The following is an 18937-nucleotide window of genomic DNA, read 5'->3' on the forward strand; positions in this document are numbered from 1 at the left end:
GCTGGCTATACCGTGCGCGGCAGGCCGCTCCGGCAGACTGTGAGAGTGAAGGACGGACGGATGCGACGCTGGCTGCGCGCCTGGGGATACCTGGCCGTCGAGGCCGGCGTCTCGATCGCCTCCGTGGTGTTCCTCAGCATCGGACTCGCGCTGCTCCCCCTCATGATCATCACCGGCGGCGTGCTCCTGATGCCCGAGGCGGTCCGGGGACTGCACGGGTGGACGGATGTGAACCGCCGCCGCGTCGGCGCCTACCGGGGCGAGGAGCTGCCACCGATCGGCCACGTGCTGCCGCCCGCCTCGACGATCGACGATCGTCTGCGCTTCGCGTTCTCGCGCGCCACCGGCCGCGACCTGCTGTGGCTGGCGGTGCAGGGGATCCCCGTGCTGTTCCTCTCGCTGCTGACGATCTCGCTCCCGGTCGCGGCGGTCAACTCGCTCGCGATCACCTACTACTGGCAGTTCGCGCCCGCCGACGACCCCGTCAGCTCCGTGTATCCGGTCACGTCGTGGGAGCTCGCGGCGACCATGCCGCTGGTCGCGCTGGCGTACGCACTCCTCGCGGTCTTCCTGATCCCGGCCGTCGCGCGGCTGGTGTCGTTCGTCTCCGCGAAGTTGCTCGCGACTCCCGAGAAGTCGCGCCTCGCCGCCCGGGTCAACGCCCTCACGCTCAGCCGGGCCGCCGCCCTCGACGCGCATGCTGCAGAGCTGCGCCGCATCGAGCGCGACCTGCACGACGGGGCCCAGAACCGCCTGGTGAACGTCGTGATGATGCTCGGGATCGCCGAGCGGGCGCAGGAGACCGGGGGCGACGTGCTCGAACCGCTGCGGCGAGCGCAGGATGCCGCGACCGATGCGCTCGCCGGACTCCGCCGTACGGTGCACGACATCTACCCGCCGATCCTCGACGAGCTCGGATTGGAAGGCGCCCTCGCGTCACTCGCCGGGCGCAGCGTCGTGCCCTGCACGATCGAGGCGTCCGACGTCGGACGTGTGCCGGCGGCCGTCGAGTCGGCCAGCTACTTCGTCGTGGCCGAGGCGCTCACCAACGTCAGCAAGTACAGCGCGGCGACGCGGGCATCCGTCGAGGTCGCCCGCGAAGACGAGGCGTTGCTCATCACGGTCGAGGACGACGGTGGGGGCGGAGCCGTGGAGCGTCCGGGCGGCGGCATCGCCGGCATCCGTCGTCGCATCGAGGCTTTCGAGGGCACGCTGGAGCTGTCGAGCCCCGTCGGCGGTCCCACCATCCTGAGAGCGGAGCTGCCATGCGGATCGTGATCGCCGAAGACGACACCCTCCTTCGCGAGGGCCTGGCACTGCTACTGCGCAGCGAGGGCTTCGACGTGGTGGCCGCGGTCGACAACGCCGAAGGGTTCCTGGAGCGACTCGACGAGGCGGATGCCGCGGTGGTCGACGTGCGGATGCCGCCCACCTTCACGAGCGAGGGGTTGAAGGCCGCCGCCGAGGCTCGTGCGCGCCGACCCGGCTTTCCCGTGCTGGTGCTGTCGGCCTACGTCGAGGACCGCTACGCCGGTGAACTCCTCGCGGCCGGAGCCGACGGCCTCGGCTACCTGCTCAAGGAGCGCGTGGGCAAGGTCGCCTCGTTCATCGACGCTCTGAACCGCGTGGCTGCCGGGGGCACGGTGATGGACCCCGAGGTGATCTCGCAGCTGATGAGCCGCCGTCGCGCCGACGATCCGGTGCAGACGCTCACCCCACGCGAGCGCGAGGTACTCGGGCTCATGGCCGAGGGGCTCGACAACGGCACCATCGCCGGGCGACTCTTCGTGACCGAGACCGCGGTGAGCAAGCACATCGGCAACATCTTCGGCAAGCTCGGGCTCGCGTCCAGCGACAGCGGACACCGGCGCGTGCTAGCCGTGCTCGCGTACCTCCGCACCTGACGGCATCCGCTCTGGCGCTCAGGCGCGCTTCGATGCCATGCTGACGGGGATGAAACGCTCCACCAAGATCACCACCGCCGTCGTCGTCGTGGCCGTCGCCGGGCTGTTCGCCGCCGCGGCCCCTGCCGTGGTCAGCGCCGCCCCCGCAGTGTTCGGTGTCGCCTCCTGGGCGTCGGAGCGCTTCGCCGCCGCCGAGCCCTCCACGGCCCCCACGAGTCGCGCCGTGATCGCCGAGGATCCGGCCCGGGAGAACCTCGTCTCTCTCGGCGACGGCATCAGCGTTCCCGCCGGTGGTCCCGGCGACTGCACCACCAACGCGTTCATCAACGTCGGGAGCACCGACGGCGAAACGATGCATGCCAAGCTCCTGGGCGAACTCGTCGACATGGGTGAGTCGGAGCTGGCGAGCGGCCCGGTCACCCTCGATGCCGACGGAGAGATCTTCTCCTACGAAGTGCAGCCCGGCGACAGCCTGATCGCGATCGGCGAGCGCTTCTGCGTCGACTACGTCACCGTCGGGATGCTCAACCACGTGCGCGGCTTTGAGCCGATCGCACCCGGAGACGTCCTCTACCTGCGCCCGGATCCGACGCTTCCGTTCGTCGACATCTACTCGCCGTACAACGCCGAACCCGGGTCGTCGACCATCCCGTACTACGACGGTGTGGCGGCGTTCTCGACCGCCGTTGCCACCGCCGACCTGGGTGCCGCGCGGTTCCTGTGGCAGCGCCTGGAGAAGGACATGCCCCCGGAGACGGCGGCCGTGATCACGCAGGCGCTGAGCGACGAGGACCTGCCGCTGCTCCGCCGCATGTTCCCGTAGCAGCAGGCTCTTTTCGCCGCCGGTCCGTCGGCGGTCGTTCCCGCGCGCCCGGAAACCCCTCGCAGATCTCCTTCGAAAAAGTTCGGTATTCGGTGTTGCTAAGTACCGGTACTCAGTGTTACTTTGTACCGGTACCCAGCAACACTGAGTACCAACCGAAACGAAAGGAGGACCTGATGGGCAAGCAGATGACCGAGATGCTCAAGGGCACTCTGGAGGGCATCGTTCTGGCTCTCCTCGCCGAGCAGCCGGCATACGGGTACGAGATCACCACACGCATCCGCGACCACGGATTCACCGACATCGCCGAGGGCACGATCTACGCACTCCTCGTGCGCATCGAGCAGAAGAACCTCGTCGACGTCGAGAAGGTCCCGAGCGAGAAGGGTCCGCCCCGCAAGGTGTACACCCTGAACGCCCAGGGCCGGCAGGAGCTCGAGGAGTTCTGGACCACCTGGGGCTTCCTCAAGACGCACATCGAACAGCTGGAAAAGCGCAACACCGACAACAAGGAGAACTGACCATGGCCGCCAAGTGGATCGAAGCGATCACCGGATCCCTCGAAGAGAAGAAGCTCTACAAGCAGGCGCAGGCCCGCATCAACGCCCTCCCCGAGCCGTACCGCGAGGTCGCGAAGGCGCAGCAGCGCTACAACATGTACTACGGCGGAGTCACCGACGGCGACACCATCGTGAAGATGTTCCTCGACATCGCCGACCTGTGGGAGCGCGCCGCACTCGACGGCACCCCCGTCAGCGCCATCGTCGGCGACGACCCGGTCGAGTTCGCCGAGAACTACGCCGCCGCGTACGGCGGACGCCAGTGGATCGACAAGGAGCGCGCCCGCCTCATCAAGGCGTTCGACGACGCGAAGAAGAAGGAGGAGTCATGACGAATGCAGCCATCTCGGTGCGCGGCATCGAGAAGTCCTACAAAGATCTGCACGTGCTGCGCGGCGTCGACTTCGAGGTCGAGAAGGGCAGCATCTTCGCCCTCCTCGGCTCGAACGGCGCCGGCAAGACCACGGTGGTGCGCATCCTCTCCACCCTGCTGAAGGCGGATGCCGGCACGGCTACCGTGCAGGGCATCGATGTCGCCGCGAACCCGGTCGGCGTCCGCGAAGTGATCAGCCTCACCGGGCAGTTCGCCGCGGTCGACGAGATCCTCACCGGACGCGAGAACCTGGTGCTGGTCGCGAAGCTGCGGCACCTGCCCGACGCCGGGAACATCGCCGACGACCTACTGGCGAAGTTCCGCCTGACGGATGCCGGAGCCCGCAAGGCCGGCACCTACTCCGGCGGCATGCGTCGCCGGCTCGACATCGCGATGAGCCTGGTCGGTCACCCCGAGGTCATCTACCTCGACGAGCCGACCACCGGCCTCGACCCCGAAGCCCGCATCGAGGTGTGGGACGTGGTCAAGGAACTCGCGAACACCGGCACCACGGTGCTGCTCACCACGCAGTACCTCGACGAGGCGGAGCAGCTGGCCGACCGCATCGCGATCCTGCACGAGGGCCGCATCATCGCCAACGACACGCTGGCCGGCCTCAAGCGCCTGCTGCCGGCCGCCAAGGTCGAGTACGTCGAGAAGCAGCCCACCCTCGAGGAGATCTTCCTCACCCTCATCGGCCCCCAGGCCTCGGAAAAGAAGGAGGACGCAGCATGAGCACGCACTTCGCCGCCGATACGGCGACACTCACCGGCCGCTCCATGCGGCACATCTTCCGCAGCCCCGACACGATCATCACCACGGCGGTCACCCCGATCGCGCTGATGCTCCTGTTCGTCTACGTCTTCGGCGGAGCCCTGCAGCAGAGCACGGGCGCCGAGAACTACGTGAACTACCTGCTCCCCGGCATCCTGCTGATCGCGGTCGCATCCGGCATCGCGTACACGGCGTTCCGACTCTTCAACGATCTGCAGAGCGGCATCTTCGAGCGGTTCCACTCCATGCCGATCGCCCGATCGAGCGTGCTGTGGGCCCATGTGCTCACCTCCCTCACGGCGAACGCCATCACCCTGGCGATCATCTTCGGCGTCGGATTCCTGATGGGCTTCCGCACCGGGGCGAGCCCGCTCGCCTGGCTCGGAGTCATCGGCATCCTGCTGCTGTTCACCCTGGCCCTCACGTGGCTCGCGATCATCGCGGGGCTCAGCGCGAAGACGATCGACGGGGCGACCGCGTTCTCGTACCCGCTGATCTTCCTGCCGTTCATCAGCTCGGCCTTCGTGCCGACCGACACCATGCCGGCTCCGGTGCAGTGGTTCGCCGAGAACCAGCCGGTCACCTCGATCGTCAACACCATCCAGGCGCTGTTCGCCGAACAGCCCGTCGGCAGCGACATCTGGGTCGCCCTCGCCTGGTGCGTCGGCATCCTCGTGGTCGCCTACGTGTTCGCGATCATCGCCTACCGGAAGAAGGTCAGCTGATCTTCGCCCAGCGAGACGGGACGCTCCGACCGGGTCACTCGACCCGGCCGGGGCGTTTCGCCGCGCTCGGCGGCGGTTCGGTGATGCGAGCCGCGCGTTGTGAGCCGCGCGTTGTGAGCCGCGCGTTGTGAAGGAGATCTCACGCTCTGAAGGAGCTAATTGCGGAAAGGCTCCTTCGAAGCGCGAGATCTCCTTCGCGTCAGGCGGGCGCCGGGTACGCGGCAACGATGAGCACATAAGCGACGGTGATGGCCACGAGGCTCAGACCGATCGCCACACCACCGATCACGTGCGGCGATCTCCTCTTGACGAGTGCGATGACGAGCAGGGCGAGGTGTACGACGAGGATGACGATGAGCGCCACTCTCAGACCGTCGATCGCCATGTTGGCGACATCGTCCCTGCAGGAAGATGCGCATCCATCCATTCGCATCGCAGTGAGATAGACGAGAAGGATGCCCCCGCAGGCAACTACGATCTGAGCCAACGCCCAGAGCCCCGCGGCGACGTAACGTCGCCGCGGCATGCGCTGGATCGGCCCCCACTGGCTCGTCTCGGTCATGAGAAGTCAGTCATCATGTGTCGGACAAACGCTCGCGGATCGGGCATGTAGCCCTTGTAGGAGCTATGGATCTGGTTGTCAAACGGCGCCCCGGCCTGGCTTTCGCGGGTGGCGCGCCGCGCGTTGCGAAGGAGATCTCACGATCTGAAGGAGCTGTGTGCGGAAAGGCTCCTGTGAAGCGTGAGATCTCCTTCACGTCACGCGGGGCGACGCGGGTCGCACCCCGCGACGACGACGCGGGCGTCAGGCCTGAGGCAGCGCCGCGACGACGTCGATCTCGACGAGGATGTTCGCGAGCTGCGAGCCCACGGTCGTGCGCACGGGGTACGGCGCGGTGAAGAACTCCTCGTACGCCTCGTTGAACTCGGCGAAGTCGGCGAGGTCCTGCAGGTGCACGGTCGACTTCACGACGTCGTCCGTGGTCAGCCCGTGCACGGCGAGCACCTTCTGGATGTTCCGGAGCACCTGGCGGGTCTGTTCGCCGACGCTCTCGGGAACGGCGTGGTCGTTCGCCGCGTCCTGCGGGCCGAAACCCGCGGTGTACAGGAATCCGTTCGCGACCACCCCGTGGCTGTAGGGTCCGGCGGGCGTGGGCGCCCCGTCTGCGTAGAATCCGGTCTTCGGCATCTTTCTTTCCTTTCGTTGACGATTCAGGTCTGTGGTGAGCGGCGGAGGCCCCGACCCGGCAGGGCGCCGGTCAGGTCACCGTCGGCGAGAACGCGGATGCCGGCGACGAACACGTCGTCGATGCCCACTCCGCGCCCGCGTGGGCTCTCGTAGGTGGCGGTGTCGGCGACCGTCGCCGCGTCCACGAGCACGAGGTCGGCCACCGCGCCCGCCTCGACGGCGCCGCGGCGTCCGAGGCCGAAACGCCGGGCCGGCAGCGTCGACAGGTGGTGCACCGCATCCGACCAGGTCCAGGTCGCCCGCTCGCGCACGTATTCGCGGAGGAACAGCGAGAACGAGCCGGCGGCACGCGGATGGGGGTGGGCGCCGATGAAGATGCCGTCGGAGCCGCCCATGTGCGCGGGGTGGCGGAAGATGCGGGCGAGCTCCGCGCCGGAACGGGGGCTGCGCACGGCCATGACGGCGCTGCACTCCAGCCGGGAGGCGGCGAGCGCGTCGAGCGCGAAGTCGATCGGGGCGACGCCCGCGCGCGCGGATGCCTCGCGAAGAGTGAGCCCGTGCGCCCAGGCGAGATCGGGGGCGGCAAGGTGAGCGAGCGTGATCATGTCCGCCCACTCCGGGCCGAGGCTGGCACTGCGCACAGCCCGCAGCGTGCAGAGCTCGCGAAGCTCGGCGCGGCGCGACGGGTCCGCGATCACGGCGACCGCCTCCGCCACGGGCAGCGCCGATACCTCGGGCGGGAGCAGCGGCATGCCCAACAGCGTGCACCCGCGGGTATAGGGGTACGCGTCGAAGGTCGCATCCACTCCGGCGGCATCCAGCGCGGCGAGCTGATCGAGCACGATGTCGGCGTCGGCATGGAAGTGCGAGATGTGCACGGGCAGCGGCGATCCCGCCTGCTCGGCGGCCAGACGGGCGATCTCGGCGATCTCCCCCGTGCCGGCGGCGGTGTTCGACTCGTACCCTCCGCGCATGTGCGTCACGTACACGCCTCCGGCCCGCGCGACCGGCTCGCAGAGGGCGGCGATCTCGGCGGCGTCCTGGAAGATGCCGGGCGTGTAGTCCAGCCCGGTCGACAGGCCGAGGGCACCGTCGGCCATCCCCTGCGCGACCAGCTCCTGCATGCGCCGGCGCTCCTCGTCGGATGCTGAGCCACCCCTGCGACCGCACACCTCGAAGCGCACGGTGCCCGCCGGCACGAGATAGCCGGCGTTCACCGGCGACGTTCCATCCACGGAGGCCAGGTACGCGTCCACACCCCCGCCCCGGTAGGTCGGGTGCGTCCCGTTGATCGCGGCGAAGTACTCGGTGGCGTACTCGCCACTGCCCGGCGCGTACGACACACCGTCCTGTCCGGCGATCACGGTGGTGATGCCCTGGCGCAGTAGTGACAGCGTCACCTCGGGGTCACTCAGCAGGCCGTCGGCGTGGGAGTGCGCGTCGATGAAACCGGGAAGCATCAGGCGGTCGGAGGCGTCGACGACCTCGTCACCGGGACGGGCCTCGATGTCGCCGACTTCTGCGACGAGCCCCTCCTCGATCGCGACGTCGGCATGCACGAGCCCCGTCGCGTCGACGACGGAGCCACCGCGGAGCACTACCCGGTTCATCGCTGCTCTCCTCAGAAGTAGGTGCGGACGAGGCCCGTGACCACGCCGGAATCGGCGGATTCGACGACCGGCAGCACACGCCACTTGTCGAAGGCGGTGCAGGGGTGCGACAGCCCGAGACGGACGACCGAGCCGATCGCGAGAGCCTGCTCCGACCGCACGTACGAGTGCTGATCGTTCATCGCCGAGACCTCGCCCGGCAGCGGCTGCCAGGGGCCGGCGACACCGGCGGACCAGGATCGGGGGATCGGCAGCCCCTCGTCGTAGGGCAGATCCCGCTTGCCGGCGTCGACGAGAGCCAGACCGGGCTCCGGCGCCGACACGACCCGCGCGAGTCCGTGCATCGCGTTCACGAACCGCGGGGAGCCCTCGGGCTGCGCGGCCCCCTCGTCGAACGGCGAGATGCTGCGATAGAACCCGTCGTCGTGCACGATGTAGGCGCCCGAGCGGAGGGTGAAGTGCGTGCGGTCATCTCGCGCGGCCGCGCCCCAGACATCGGCGACGACGTCGAAGTACGCGCTGCCACCGGCAGTCACATAGAGCTCGCCGTCGTCGTAGAGCGGTGCGATCGCGGCGTGCAGCTCGAGCTGCGACTCCAGGTACGCGCGGACGGCCACGAGAGCCGCGGCGGAGCGATCGTGCGCGAGACTTCCCTCGTATCCGCCCACCCCGGCGAGGCGCAGCACGGAGGATGCAGCGATGCGCTCAGCCACGCGCATCGCTTCGTCGATCGACCGCGCACCGGTGCGACCACCCGCGCCGCCGAGCTCAACGCAGACGTCGACCGGACGCGGTGTGCCGGTGGAGAGCAGAGCCGCCTCCATCGCCTCGACCGTCGCGATCGAGTCGGCCCAGCTCACGAACCGGAAATCCGGATCCGCCAGCTCCTGCGCCAGCCAGGCGAGCGCGGGCCGATCGACGGCGGCGTTCGCGAGCATCACCGAGTCGACGCCCAGATCGCGGGCGGTGCGCACCTGCCCCATGGTCGCGAACGTGATGCCGAGCGCACCGGCATCCGTCTGCCGCTTCCACAGCGCGGGCGCCATGGTGGTCTTGCCGTGGGGCATGAGGGCGAGCCCCCGCTCCGCGCACCACTGCGCCATGGTGGCGACGTTCGCCGTCATCGCGGCGTCGTCGAGCACGATCAGCGGTGTCCAGAACTCGTCGAGCCGTGGTTCCGAGGCGAGGAATTCCTCCGCGGTCAGACCCGCTGCGCGCACGGGCAGACCCTTGTCGCGAACCGTGAGGAGCTCGGCATCCATCTGCGTCATCGCGAGGCTCCCGTCTTGATCGACGCCGTCGACGGCAGTTCATGCAGTCTCCCTGCACCTTCGACATCGGGCTGGATCGACGCCACCAGCGTGGCGATGACACCGACAACGGCGATCACCGCGGCGTAGACGACGACGGGCCAGGACGCGCCGCCTGCAGCAGCGACCAACGCGGTGCAGATGAGCGGAGCGAGGCCGCCACCGAGGGTGTTGGAGAACTGGTACCCGATGTTGACACCGGTGGTGCGCGCCTCCGGGTCGAACATCTCGACCAGCATCGTCGAGAGCGTCGCCTGCATGGCCACGCCGAACACGACGAATCCGAGGATCTGTCCGAGCCAGATCAACCACATGTTCCCCGTGTCGAACAGCATGAACGCCGGGTAGACCATGGCTGCGAAGCCGAGGCAGCCGATGATGTAGACAGTGCGCCGACCGATGCGGTCGGAGATCGCTCCCCACAGCGGCGCGACGACGATCTGCAGCAGACCCACGATCATGGTGCCGGCGAAACCGATCCACGCGGGGATGTTCTTATCCGCCAGCATGTAGGCGAGGCCGTACGTGAGCACGACGTAGCCGGCGATCGACTGCGGCAGGCCGATGAGGATGCCCATGATCGCGTTCTTCGGGTGCCGGAACACCTCGACGAGCGGGTTGGCCTTCTTGCCCGTCGTGGCGAGGAGCAGCGTCTGCGTCTCGGTGAAGGCCTCGGATTCTTCGAGCTGACGACGCAGCAGCACGGCGGCGATCGCGAGCACGATCGAGAAGACGAACGGGATGCGCCAGCCCCACTGCAGGAACCACGATTCGGGAGTGAGGCCGAGGCCCGCCATCAGACCACCCGACACCACGTTCGCGACGCCCGCACCGCTGATGAGGAAGGCACCGTAGAGTCCCCGCTTGCCGGTCGGCGCCGCTTCGACGACCATCGTGGCCGCACCGCCCATCTCGCCGCCGACGAAGAAGCCCTGGCAGAGCCGGAAGAACAGCAGAAGCAGCGGTGCGGCGATCCCGATCATCTGGTCGGAGGGGATGAGGCCGATGCCCGTGGTCGCGAGCCCCATGCCGATGACCGTGCTCATCAGCACGACCTTGCGGCCCTTGCGGTCACCGACGATGCCCCAGATGATCCCTCCCACGGGGCGGAGGAAGAACCCGACGGCAAAGGTCGCGAAGGACGCCAGCTGTGCGATGACAGGGTCGTTCGACGAGAAGAACACCGCGGGGAAGACGGCTGCCGCGGCAAGACCGTACAGATAGAAGTCGTAATACTCGATGAGCGTTCCGATCGCCCCACCGGCGATCGTCTTGCGCTGCTTCGGGGTCAGTCCAGATGAGGCGGCAGTGGCCATCCGGGGCTCCTTGCTCGGTTGATGCGCGACCGCATCCGTTGCGGTCGGCCTCGACGGATCGTCTGGGGCGTGGATAAACTAGCAGCGAAATAGACAATCTGTCTATCTCTCGTATTTTTTGTACGCCTGTATCCTTGCTCCGGATTGGAGTCACAGAATGCCGACATCGACGACAGCAGAGAACGCGGTCGCGGCCCTCGCCGACGACCTCGCACGGGAGACCTACGAGAGCGCCGAGGAGGTCCTCCGCCTCTATCGGCCGGTCCTGCGCGCCCTCGCCACCGCGGCCGGACCGACCGTCGAGGTCGTGCTCCACAACCTCGACGGCACCGACGTCGACCTCGGTCATACGATCATGGCCATCGAGAACGGGCACGTGACCGGACGCGCCGTCGGCGGCCCGTCGACCTCGCTCGGCCTGGACGTGCTGAAGGACCGGCGCGGGAACCACGACGCCTTCGGCTACACCGGTTACACGAGTGACGGGCGGGAACTCCGCTGCTCCTCGGTCTACTTCCACAATCGCGCGGGTGACATCATCGCGTCGCTGTGCGTGAACGTCGACCTCAGCCCGCTGCTGCTCGCCCGCCAGACGCTCGACGCACTGCTGCCCTCATCGGAGCCCGCGGACGCCCCGAAAGAGTACTTCGGCGCCGACCTCGTGTCGGTGATGGACTCGATGATCACCGAGGCCATCCGCGAGATCGGCCGACCGCTCGAGAGCATGACCCGCGACGACAAGATCACGGTGCTGGAGCGGCTGGACCAGCGCGGCGCCACGCAGATGCGCAAGTCCGTGGAGGCGATCGCGAAGCGGCTCGGCATCTCGCGCGTGACCGCGTACTCCTACCTCGACGAGGCCAGAACACGATGACCCATACAGGGATGACGGGAACAGGGATGACGATGGACAACTCCGGATTCGACGAGCTCTTCGGTGGCACGCGCCTGATGGCGATCCTCCGCGGCATGGGGGCGGAGCGGAGCCTCGCCGTGTCGACCACCGCGTGGGACCTCGGGATCGATGTCGTCGAACTCCCCATCCAGACCGCTGATGACGTCGAGGCGCTGCGCGTGGTCGCCGCCGCCGGACGCGAGCGCGGCAAGGTCGTCGGCGCCGGCACCGTGGTGTCGGCCGAGCATGTCGCCCAGGCGGTCTCTGCCGGCGCCTCGTTCACGGTCAGTCCCGGTCTCGACCTCGACGTCGTGCGTGCTTCGCACGAGGCAGGGCTGATCAGCCTTCCTGGCGTCGCCACGGCGAGCGAGGTGCAGTCCGCCCTCGCCGCAGGACTCACCTGGCTCAAGGCGTTCCCCGCCTCGGTGCTCGGTCCGCAGTGGCTCACGGCGATGAACGGCCCGTTCCCGCAGGCACGCTTCGTGACGACGGGCGGCATGAACGCGAGCAACGCGGGTGAGTACCTCGACGCGGGCGCCCACGTCGTCGCCGTCGGCTCGGCGCTCGAAGACCCTGCGCAGCTGCCGCAGCTCGCCGCCCTGCTCGGCTCTGCCCCTCGCGCATGACCGATCTCGACGCGCGGCTCGCGTACGTCGACGCACGCCTGGCGTATGAGATCGACGCGGTCGCCGCGCACGATGCCGTGGCCGCCGGTGAGGTGCTGCTGGTCGACACGCGACGGCTGGAGTCCTGGCAACACGGCCACATCGCCGGTGCGGTGCATCTTCCCCAGTCGGAGATCGCGTCGGGGATCGAGTCGCTTCCCCGCGATCGCACGCTCGTCGTCTACGGCTGGGGCCCCGGATGCAACGGGGCCACGGCCACCGCGCGCGTGCTGCTCGCCGCCGGCCTCGACGTGCGCGAGATGCTCGGCGGGTTCGAGTACTGGGTTCGCAACGGGTTCGAGGTCGAAGGGGCGCTCTCGCGCCAGGAGCCCGATCCGCTGGTGACCGCCGAGAGCTGAGACTGGCATCCGCCTCCTCCGTGCGAGCGACGCCTGAGACGACGGCCGCGTGTTCTGAAGGAGAACTCCCGCTTTGAAGGGGCCCTGCGCTGGATGGCTCCTTCAGAACGCGAGATCTCCTTCGCGTTGGGTGATGCGGGACGGATGCTGCACGAAGCGGGTAGGGGTGGCACCGCCTCACCGCAGCCCGAAGGGACCGAGCACCACGCGGCGACGACTCCGCACCCACACCACACCATCTGCGCGCTTCTCGGCGCGGGTGGCGAAGCGGTAGCGATACGACACGGCCCGGACCCACCGCGGCGGCTCGCCGTCGAACGGGTCGACGCGGATCAGAGCGAGTGTCGGAGCATCCGCTTCGAGCAGCCGCACCAGGAACGCCGTGAACCAGTCGTCGAACGAGTGCCCGAGCGGCAGGAACCACATCAGCCAGTCGAGGCGCAGATGGTACGGAGCGAACTGCCGCGGCATCCGTCGCACGTCTCCGGGCTTGCCCCGGAACTCGTACTCCCGCCACTCGACGCCCTCTTCATCGGCTGACCCCTCGACGACGATCTCGATGCGTTCCTTGGTGACCGTGCCGAAGGCGCCGTAGGCGTTGGCGAGTTGCCAGCGGTTGAAGCTCGCGTTCATGAGTTGCCGCCGCGCGAACAGGTTGCGCATCGCCGGCACGCTCACCACGACGTAGAGCAGCCCGACGGCCGAGGTGATCACGACCCAGTACAGGGGGATGCCGGAGAGGATCCACGGTGCGTCGCTGGGTGGCGTGACGTCCGCCGCCCCCACCCCCGGCAACCCGATCGCCGAGACCGCGATGACCATCGTCGCCCAATTCAGCCACGCGAAGTTGCCCGTCAGCACCAGCCAGGCCTGCGTCAGGATCACGATGGATGCCGCGACTGCGCCGACGATCTGCGGCACCGGACCCTCCACCCACAGCGACAGCAGTGGCGCGAACAGGAAGAACGGCACCACGAGCTGCGCGAAGTGGTTGCCCACCACCTCGCCGCGATGGAACCAGCGCGGCAGCAGATGCGCCTGCCGACTGAGCGGACCCGGCATCGGCTGTGTCTCGTGGTGGTACATGAGGGCCGTCAGATCACGCCACTCGCGGCCACCGCGGATCTTGATCATCCCGGCACCGAACTCCAGCCGGAACACCAGCCACCAGAACAGCACGATCACGACCGTGGGCGGCGGCTGATCGTTCGAGCCGAGGAAAGCCGCGAGGAACCCGGCCTCCAGCAGCAGCATCTCCCAGCCGAACGAGTAGAAGGTCTGCCCGATGCTGACGATCGACATGTAGCCGAGCCACAGTGCAAGGAAGCAGAGCATCGGCACCCACGGCGGACCCCACTGCGGAATGCCCACGACGAGTACGGCCGCGACCACGATCCCCACCACGCACAGCGCGACCAGCCGGCGATCGGAGTAGCGGATACGCGAGAACAGGGTCGGATGCAGCATCCGCCGCCGCTCCGCCTTCTGGCCGACCCACTCGAGGAGGGCCGGCGCCGGGAGCAGCCCGTGCTCGCCGAGCAGCGGCCGGAATTGGTTCAGACTCGACAGGAACGCGACCAGGTACAGCGCCGCGATGCCGCGCTGCAGCACCTCGCGCGCGAACCCGAAGTCGACCGCCGCGAACCCGTCCACGGCCACAGGCTACGCCGAGGCCCACCAGCCGGTGAGGGGGTTGCGCAGGCGGATCGACGCGTGGCGGGGGTCAGTTCTGCATTGCGATCTGCTGCCCCGCGACGAGGGGATATGCCACGAGTTCCGCGCCGTCGAGATCTTCCCGGTGCATGTCCACGCCCGTGATCTGACTGTTCTCATAGGTCGTGTAGTAGTAGATGCCCTTATCGGCGTTGCAACACGAGGAGTAGATGGTGATCTCGTACTTTTCCTCGTCGCCGACCCGGACGCACCCCCTCTGCTGCGCGACCGAGCCGAGAATCTGGAAGAACTGGCTGAGCGACTCCGACTCGGAGGTTCCGCACACGGAGTTCATACGCGTGAACACGGCTTTCACGAATCGCGACGACGACGAGAGGTCGCCAGGCAGGCCGAGTCCGCCCATCCCCCGACTGTAGAGGTCGAGCGGCACGTCGGGCGCGAAGGTATTCTCCGGCTGCCGGTGCGACAGGTGCCGGTAGTCGTTGAGTCGGAAGCTCTGGACGTCGAACGTGGGATTGTTCGTGAGCACACCCCACGGGTTGTCGTAAACCGTGAGGCCGCCGCGCACGCTTTCCACCGTGATCGACGCCGTCTTGTCGGCGATGATCCAGTGCAGCGGGGAAAGCGGGAACTCCGCGCTGAAGTTGATGTCGACGAGGCTCACCGAGCGGAGGGCGTCCTTCACCTGGGCGACGGTTTCGAACTGTCCGAGGACCCACGGGATGAACTCGAAGGGCGTGACCTCGGTGCCCCCCGATCCGGGTGCGGGGTAGTGTGCGTTCTCCGGGAAGTTCAGCCCGGCCATACCCAGACCGTGCTCGTTGACCGCGTCGTAGTAAAGGGGATAGCCGTCGGCGATGGTCGCGATCCCGATGATCGCGTGATGAGTCGGCAGCGACGGCAGACGGTGGAAGGGGAACGGGAAGTTCCGCGGTGTGACGGTGACCGTCTCGTTGTACGAGAACTCCAGATCGAGATTCCTTCCGAAGTAGTGGTCAGCGGTGGTGAAACTCAGTCCTGTGCACATCGGTTCCCTCTCCATTCCTGGCCCTGTCGGGTCCGCGAGTGGTCATGGTCGCACTTTCGACGGCGGAGCAAAAGGGGTGCAGCGACGAACGAAGGAGGGCCTCCCCCTCGGGGAGACCCTCCTTCGTGGCTGCGACTCGACTCAGCTGGTGGCGACCCAGTCGAACTGGTCGCCGTACTCCTCGAGCCACTCGTCGACGGCATCCGCTTCCTTGCCCTCGCCGTACTCGTTGACCACGAGGTCTTCGAGCGCACCGTACTGCTCGTCGTCGAGCTTGATCTGCTCGATCAGCTCAGCCGCCTCGGGGAACTCCTCGGCGAAGCCCTTGGTGCCCAGGAAGTGCAGGCCCTCGGCCTTGCCCATCGCGCCCTTGGGGTCTTCGAGGTCCTTCACGGGGAAGGCGTCGTTGGCCCAGAACGGACGCCACAGCGTGACGACGATGTCCTCCTGCTTGTCGGTCGCGGTCTTCAGCTCGGTGAGCATGGCCGCGGTCGACGAGGTGACGAGCTCGTACTCGCTGTCGAGTCCGTACTCGGGCATCATCTTCTGGGTCTGGGCGGTGAGGCCGGCGCCCGGCTCGATCCCGTAGATCTTGCCGTCGAAGTCGGCCGCCTTGCCCTTGAGGTCCTCGATCGAGGTGAGCTCGGAGTACTCCGGCACCGCGAGGGTGAGCTTGGCGTTCTCGTAGTACTTGCCCAGGTCTTCGATGTCGTCGCCGTACTTCTCCATGTACTCGGCGTGCGTGAGCTCGGGCCAGGCCGACGGGTACATGTCGACGTCGCCCTGCGCGAGACCGGTGTACAGCGGGCCCGCCTCGGTGAGCGTCTTCATCTCGACCGTGTAGCCGATCTTCTCGAGCTGGTCCTGCAGCAGGTACGCGGTGCTCAGGCCGTCGGTCCACGAGGGCAGGAAGCCCAGGGTGATGGTGCCCTTGTCGTCGGCGTTGCTGTCGCCGCCGCCCGTGCCGCCGGCGCCATCGCTGCTGCAGCCGGCGAGGGTGAGCGCCGCTGCGGCGCCGAGGGCGGTGATCGCGAGGATCTTCTTCTTCATGTGATTTCTCTCTCTCAGTTCCGTATGGGTGTTGTTCCGTAGGGGTGAAAACTCAGTGGACTCCGCCGCCGATGGGCGCCCGTCGCGGCGACGCCTTGACGCGCTCCGCCTCGCTCGCGGCATCCTGCTGCTCGATGACCTCTGCTGCGGGGGCGGATGCTGCTCCGCCACCGCCGCCGTGCGGCTTGCGGCGCCGCTCGATCATGCCGAGCAGCGACGAGCGGTTCTCGCCCGGGGCACCCAGTGCGGCGGTGACGCGATCGAGGAAGACGGCGATCAACACGACGCCGAGACCGGCCTCGACACCCTTGGGGATGTTGATCGTCGAGATCGCCTCGACGACCATCTTCCCGAGGCCGTCGGCACCCGCCATTCCGGCGATGACCGCCATCGACAGAGCGAGCATGATGACCTGGTTGACGCCGGCCATGATGGTCGGCATCGCGAGCGGGAGCTGGATGCCGCGCAGGATCTGACCGGGCTTGGCGCCGAACGCGTGTCCGGCCTCGACGGTCTCGGAGTCGACGCCGCGGATGCCGAGCTCGGTCAGTCGCACGCCCGGAGGCAGCGCGAAGATCACGGTGGCGACGAGTCCGGGGACCACGCCGATACCGAAGAACACGATCGCCGGGATCAGGTACACGAACGCCGGCATCGTCTGCATGAAGTCGAGCACCGGCTTGAGCACGGCCCGCACGGTCGAGTTGCGCGCCGACCAGATGCCCAGCGGCACGGCGATCAGCACCGCGATGATCGCGGCGACGAGCACGAGCGCAAGCGTCTGCATAGCCGGAACCCAGAGGTCCATCCCGACGATCAGACCGAACGAGACGATGGTCCCGATGGCGAGCTGCCACGAGCGCACGATCCAGGCGATGAGCGCAGCGATCACGATGATGACCGCGAAGCTCGGGGTGAGCAGGATGCTCGTGAGTCCGTCGACGAGGAAGCTCATCACGAACGAGATCACGTCGAGCAGACCGTCGAGGTTGTCCTTGATCCAGTCGACGCCGGATTCGATCCAGGTCCCTACGGGGATGCGGAAGCCATCCATCAGCGCACCTCCTCCGTGGTCGGGGCATCGACCGGGTCGGCGGTCCACCCGTCATCGAGCACCGCATCGATCTCGGCCTGCGGCATCGGCATCATCGGCAGGGTGATCTCCTCAGTCGCACCGGGGCCGGGGCCCAGGGCGGCGAGCAGCGTCACGCGCGGGATCACACCGGCCAGACGCCCCTCGGCATCCGTCACGGCCAGCGGCAGCGGAGACTCGACGGCGGGCACGAACAGGTTCATCAGCACCTCGTCCTCACGCACGCTCTGCGGCACGGGCTTGATGATGGAGTCGAGGGTGGTGGCGCCGTTGCGCACGAGCTTGACCGCGTCGCGGTCGGTCACGACGCCCACGAGCTGCCGGTCACGGCCGACCACATAGGTCGCCGACATGTACGCGTCGCGCATCTGGCGGAGCGCGGTGCGCGGGCCGGCGGTGTGCGGCACGACGGGGCGCGGGCGCTCCATCACGTTCGCGGCGGTGAGCACGCGGGCGCGGTCGACATCCTGCACGAACTGCTCGACGTAGTCGTTGGCCGGGTCCATCAGGATGTCCTCGGGCGTGCCGATCTGCACGATGCGGCCGTCGCGCATCACGGCGATCCGGTCGCCGAGGAACATGGCCTCGTTGAGGTCGTGCGTGATGAACACGATCGTCTTCTGGAGCTTCTGCTGCAGCTCGAGCAGCTGCTCCTGCATCTCGCGACGGATGAGCGGGTCAAGCGCGCTGAACGCCTCGTCCATCAGCAGGATGTCGCTGTCGGCGGCGAGCGCACGGGCGATGCCGACGCGCTGCTGCATTCCACCGGAGAGCTCGGAGGGGAGCTTCTCGCCCTGACCTTCGAGTCCGACCAGCGAGAGGATCTCCTCGGCCTTGGCCAGGCGTTCGGCCTTCGGGGTGCCCTTGAGCTCGAGCGGGTAGGCGACGTTCGCGGCGACCGTGCGGTGCGGCAGCAGAGCGAAGTGCTGGAAGACCATCGAGATGCGGTCGCGACGGATCTCGCGGAGCCTCGAGGCGGGGATGCCGGTGATGGGGTCGCCGTTCACCGTGACGGTGCCCGACGTGACGTCGTGCAAGCCGTTGAGCATGCGGATGATGGTGGACTTGCCCGATCCGGACAGGCCCATGATGACGAAGATCTCACCGCGGTTCACGGCGAAGCTGGCGTCGATGACCGCCGCGGTACCCGCATCGGCGACGGCCGTGCGACTCTCTCCGGCCTTCAGGCGGCGGACGGCGGTGCTCGGATTCTTACCGAAAACCTTGTATAGATTGCGCGCTTCGAGAGCGATTTCGGACACGTTTCCCCCGCGGCTCGCCTTCGGGTGGCTGAGCCTGCTTCGGTTACGCCCGGGTGAGGCTCTCGAGGCCGTTCGACATGATCGCTGTGGCGGCACAGACGGCGGATTTCGGATCCGCCGCGATAGAGCATCGACCGTACGCCCACGCCTCTTCGCAGCACAGCTCATCGAAAGAAGGACGTGACCGCGGACTGGTCTTCGGACCGTCAGGCCCGCATTCCAACGTAACGAAATGGCCGATCAGGGGCAAATCCTGGGTCGGTGAACGGCACGAGTTTCGGCGGCTGACCGGGGAATTGCACGGGTGTTCAATATTCCGGTCCGAGAC

20 protein-coding genes are annotated in these 18937 nt (G+C 67.8%); 10 read left to right on the top strand and 10 right to left on the bottom strand.

The window, feature by feature from the left end; genetic code table 11:
• Positions 1-60: 60 nt before the first annotated feature.
• The 7 genes from HCX50_RS03350 (at position 61) to HCX50_RS03380 (ending at position 5159) form a co-directional block, all read left to right on the top strand.
• Complete coding sequence (locus HCX50_RS03350; RefSeq protein WP_091027642.1) at positions 61-1278, top strand: sensor histidine kinase; 1218 nt, start codon at positions 61-63, stop codon at positions 1276-1278.
• The gene (locus HCX50_RS03355; RefSeq protein WP_029263193.1) at positions 1266-1904 is read left to right on the top strand and encodes a response regulator; all 639 of its coding nucleotides are present in this window, start codon (positions 1266-1268) and stop codon (positions 1902-1904) included. Before HCX50_RS03350 ends, HCX50_RS03355 begins: the two co-directional genes overlap by 13 nt.
• 49 nt (positions 1905-1953) lie before the next feature.
• Positions 1954-2727, top strand: a complete 774-nt coding sequence (locus HCX50_RS03360; RefSeq protein ID WP_167633018.1) for a LysM peptidoglycan-binding domain-containing protein — start codon at positions 1954-1956, stop codon at positions 2725-2727.
• A gap of 176 nt (positions 2728-2903) precedes the next feature.
• On the top strand, positions 2904-3248 hold the full coding sequence (locus HCX50_RS03365) for a PadR family transcriptional regulator (RefSeq protein ID WP_167633019.1): 345 nt from the start codon (positions 2904-2906) through the stop codon (positions 3246-3248).
• Positions 3249-3250: 2 nt separating this feature from the next.
• On the top strand, positions 3251-3619 hold the full coding sequence (locus HCX50_RS03370; RefSeq protein ID WP_029263196.1) for a DUF1048 domain-containing protein: 369 nt from the start codon (positions 3251-3253) through the stop codon (positions 3617-3619).
• On the top strand, positions 3616-4395 hold the full coding sequence (locus HCX50_RS03375; protein WP_167633020.1) for an ABC transporter ATP-binding protein: 780 nt from the start codon (positions 3616-3618) through the stop codon (positions 4393-4395). Before HCX50_RS03370 ends, HCX50_RS03375 begins: the two co-directional genes overlap by 4 nt.
• Positions 4392-5159, top strand: a complete 768-nt coding sequence (locus tag HCX50_RS03380) for an ABC transporter permease (protein WP_167633021.1) — start codon at positions 4392-4394, stop codon at positions 5157-5159. Before HCX50_RS03375 ends, HCX50_RS03380 begins: the two co-directional genes overlap by 4 nt.
• Positions 5160-5358: 199 nt before the next feature.
• On the opposite strand, the gene HCX50_RS03385 is transcribed toward HCX50_RS03380, so the two are convergent.
• The 5 genes from HCX50_RS03385 to HCX50_RS03405 form a co-directional block, all read right to left on the bottom strand.
• Positions 5359-5544, bottom strand: coding sequence for a hypothetical protein (locus HCX50_RS03385; RefSeq protein WP_167633022.1), 186 nt, complete (start codon positions 5542-5544; stop codon positions 5359-5361).
• Between the two features lie 420 nt (positions 5545-5964).
• Positions 5965-6348, bottom strand: coding sequence for a RidA family protein (locus HCX50_RS03390; protein WP_091027668.1), 384 nt, complete (start codon positions 6346-6348; stop codon positions 5965-5967).
• Positions 6349-6371: 23 nt separating this feature from the next.
• The gene (locus HCX50_RS03395; protein ID WP_167633023.1) at positions 6372-7958 is read right to left on the bottom strand and encodes an N-acyl-D-amino-acid deacylase family protein; all 1587 of its coding nucleotides are present in this window, start codon (positions 7956-7958) and stop codon (positions 6372-6374) included.
• Between the two features lie 11 nt (positions 7959-7969).
• Positions 7970-9229, bottom strand: a complete 1260-nt coding sequence (locus HCX50_RS03400) for an alanine racemase (RefSeq protein WP_237682319.1) — start codon at positions 9227-9229, stop codon at positions 7970-7972.
• Entirely contained in the window at positions 9226-10584 is a 1359-nt protein-coding gene (locus HCX50_RS03405; RefSeq protein WP_167633024.1) for an MFS transporter, read from the bottom strand. The genes HCX50_RS03400 and HCX50_RS03405 overlap by 4 nt, the downstream gene beginning before the upstream one ends.
• A 157-nt stretch (positions 10585-10741) precedes the next feature.
• On the opposite strand from HCX50_RS03405, the gene HCX50_RS03410 reads away from it, so the two are divergent.
• The 3 genes from HCX50_RS03410 to HCX50_RS03420 are packed head-to-tail and all read left to right on the top strand — an operon-like array spanning position 10742 to position 12503.
• Positions 10742-11458 carry a helix-turn-helix transcriptional regulator gene (locus tag HCX50_RS03410; RefSeq protein WP_091027679.1) on the top strand — a complete coding sequence of 239 codons (717 nt, stop codon included), beginning with the start codon at positions 10742-10744 and terminating at the stop codon, positions 11456-11458.
• Between the two features lie 32 nt (positions 11459-11490).
• Positions 11491-12105, top strand: a complete 615-nt coding sequence (locus HCX50_RS03415) for a bifunctional 4-hydroxy-2-oxoglutarate aldolase/2-dehydro-3-deoxy-phosphogluconate aldolase (RefSeq protein ID WP_167633025.1) — start codon at positions 11491-11493, stop codon at positions 12103-12105.
• On the top strand, positions 12102-12503 hold the full coding sequence (locus HCX50_RS03420; protein WP_167633026.1) for a rhodanese-like domain-containing protein: 402 nt from the start codon (positions 12102-12104) through the stop codon (positions 12501-12503). Before HCX50_RS03415 ends, HCX50_RS03420 begins: the two co-directional genes overlap by 4 nt.
• A 177-nt stretch (positions 12504-12680) precedes the next feature.
• Here HCX50_RS03420 and HCX50_RS03425 read toward each other — a convergent pair whose 3' ends face one another.
• The 5 genes from HCX50_RS03425 to HCX50_RS03445 all read right to left on the bottom strand — a co-directional run bounded on the left by HCX50_RS03425 (position 12681) and on the right by HCX50_RS03445 (position 18609).
• Positions 12681-14156, bottom strand: a complete 1476-nt coding sequence (locus HCX50_RS03425; protein WP_167633027.1) for a lipase maturation factor family protein — start codon at positions 14154-14156, stop codon at positions 12681-12683.
• Positions 14157-14226: 70 nt separating this feature from the next.
• The gene (gene bsh / locus HCX50_RS03430) at positions 14227-15204 is read right to left on the bottom strand and encodes a choloylglycine hydrolase (RefSeq protein WP_167633028.1); all 978 of its coding nucleotides are present in this window, start codon (positions 15202-15204) and stop codon (positions 14227-14229) included.
• 141 nt (positions 15205-15345) lie between these two features.
• A complete protein-coding gene (locus HCX50_RS03435; protein WP_167633029.1) occupies positions 15346-16254 on the bottom strand; it encodes a glycine betaine ABC transporter substrate-binding protein in 909 nt (302 codons plus the stop codon).
• A gap of 52 nt (positions 16255-16306) precedes the next feature.
• Positions 16307-17308, bottom strand: a complete 1002-nt coding sequence (locus HCX50_RS03440; protein WP_167633030.1) for an ABC transporter permease — start codon at positions 17306-17308, stop codon at positions 16307-16309.
• Entirely contained in the window at positions 17308-18609 is a 1302-nt protein-coding gene (locus tag HCX50_RS03445) for a betaine/proline/choline family ABC transporter ATP-binding protein (protein WP_167633031.1), read from the bottom strand. The genes HCX50_RS03440 and HCX50_RS03445 overlap by 1 nt, the downstream gene beginning before the upstream one ends.
• Positions 18610-18937 lie beyond the last annotated feature (328 nt).

Source organism: Microbacterium sp. B19(2022) (assembly GCF_012030385.1).
GTDB classification, from domain to species: Bacteria; Actinomycetota; Actinomycetes; order Actinomycetales; family Microbacteriaceae; genus Microbacterium; species Microbacterium oxydans_B.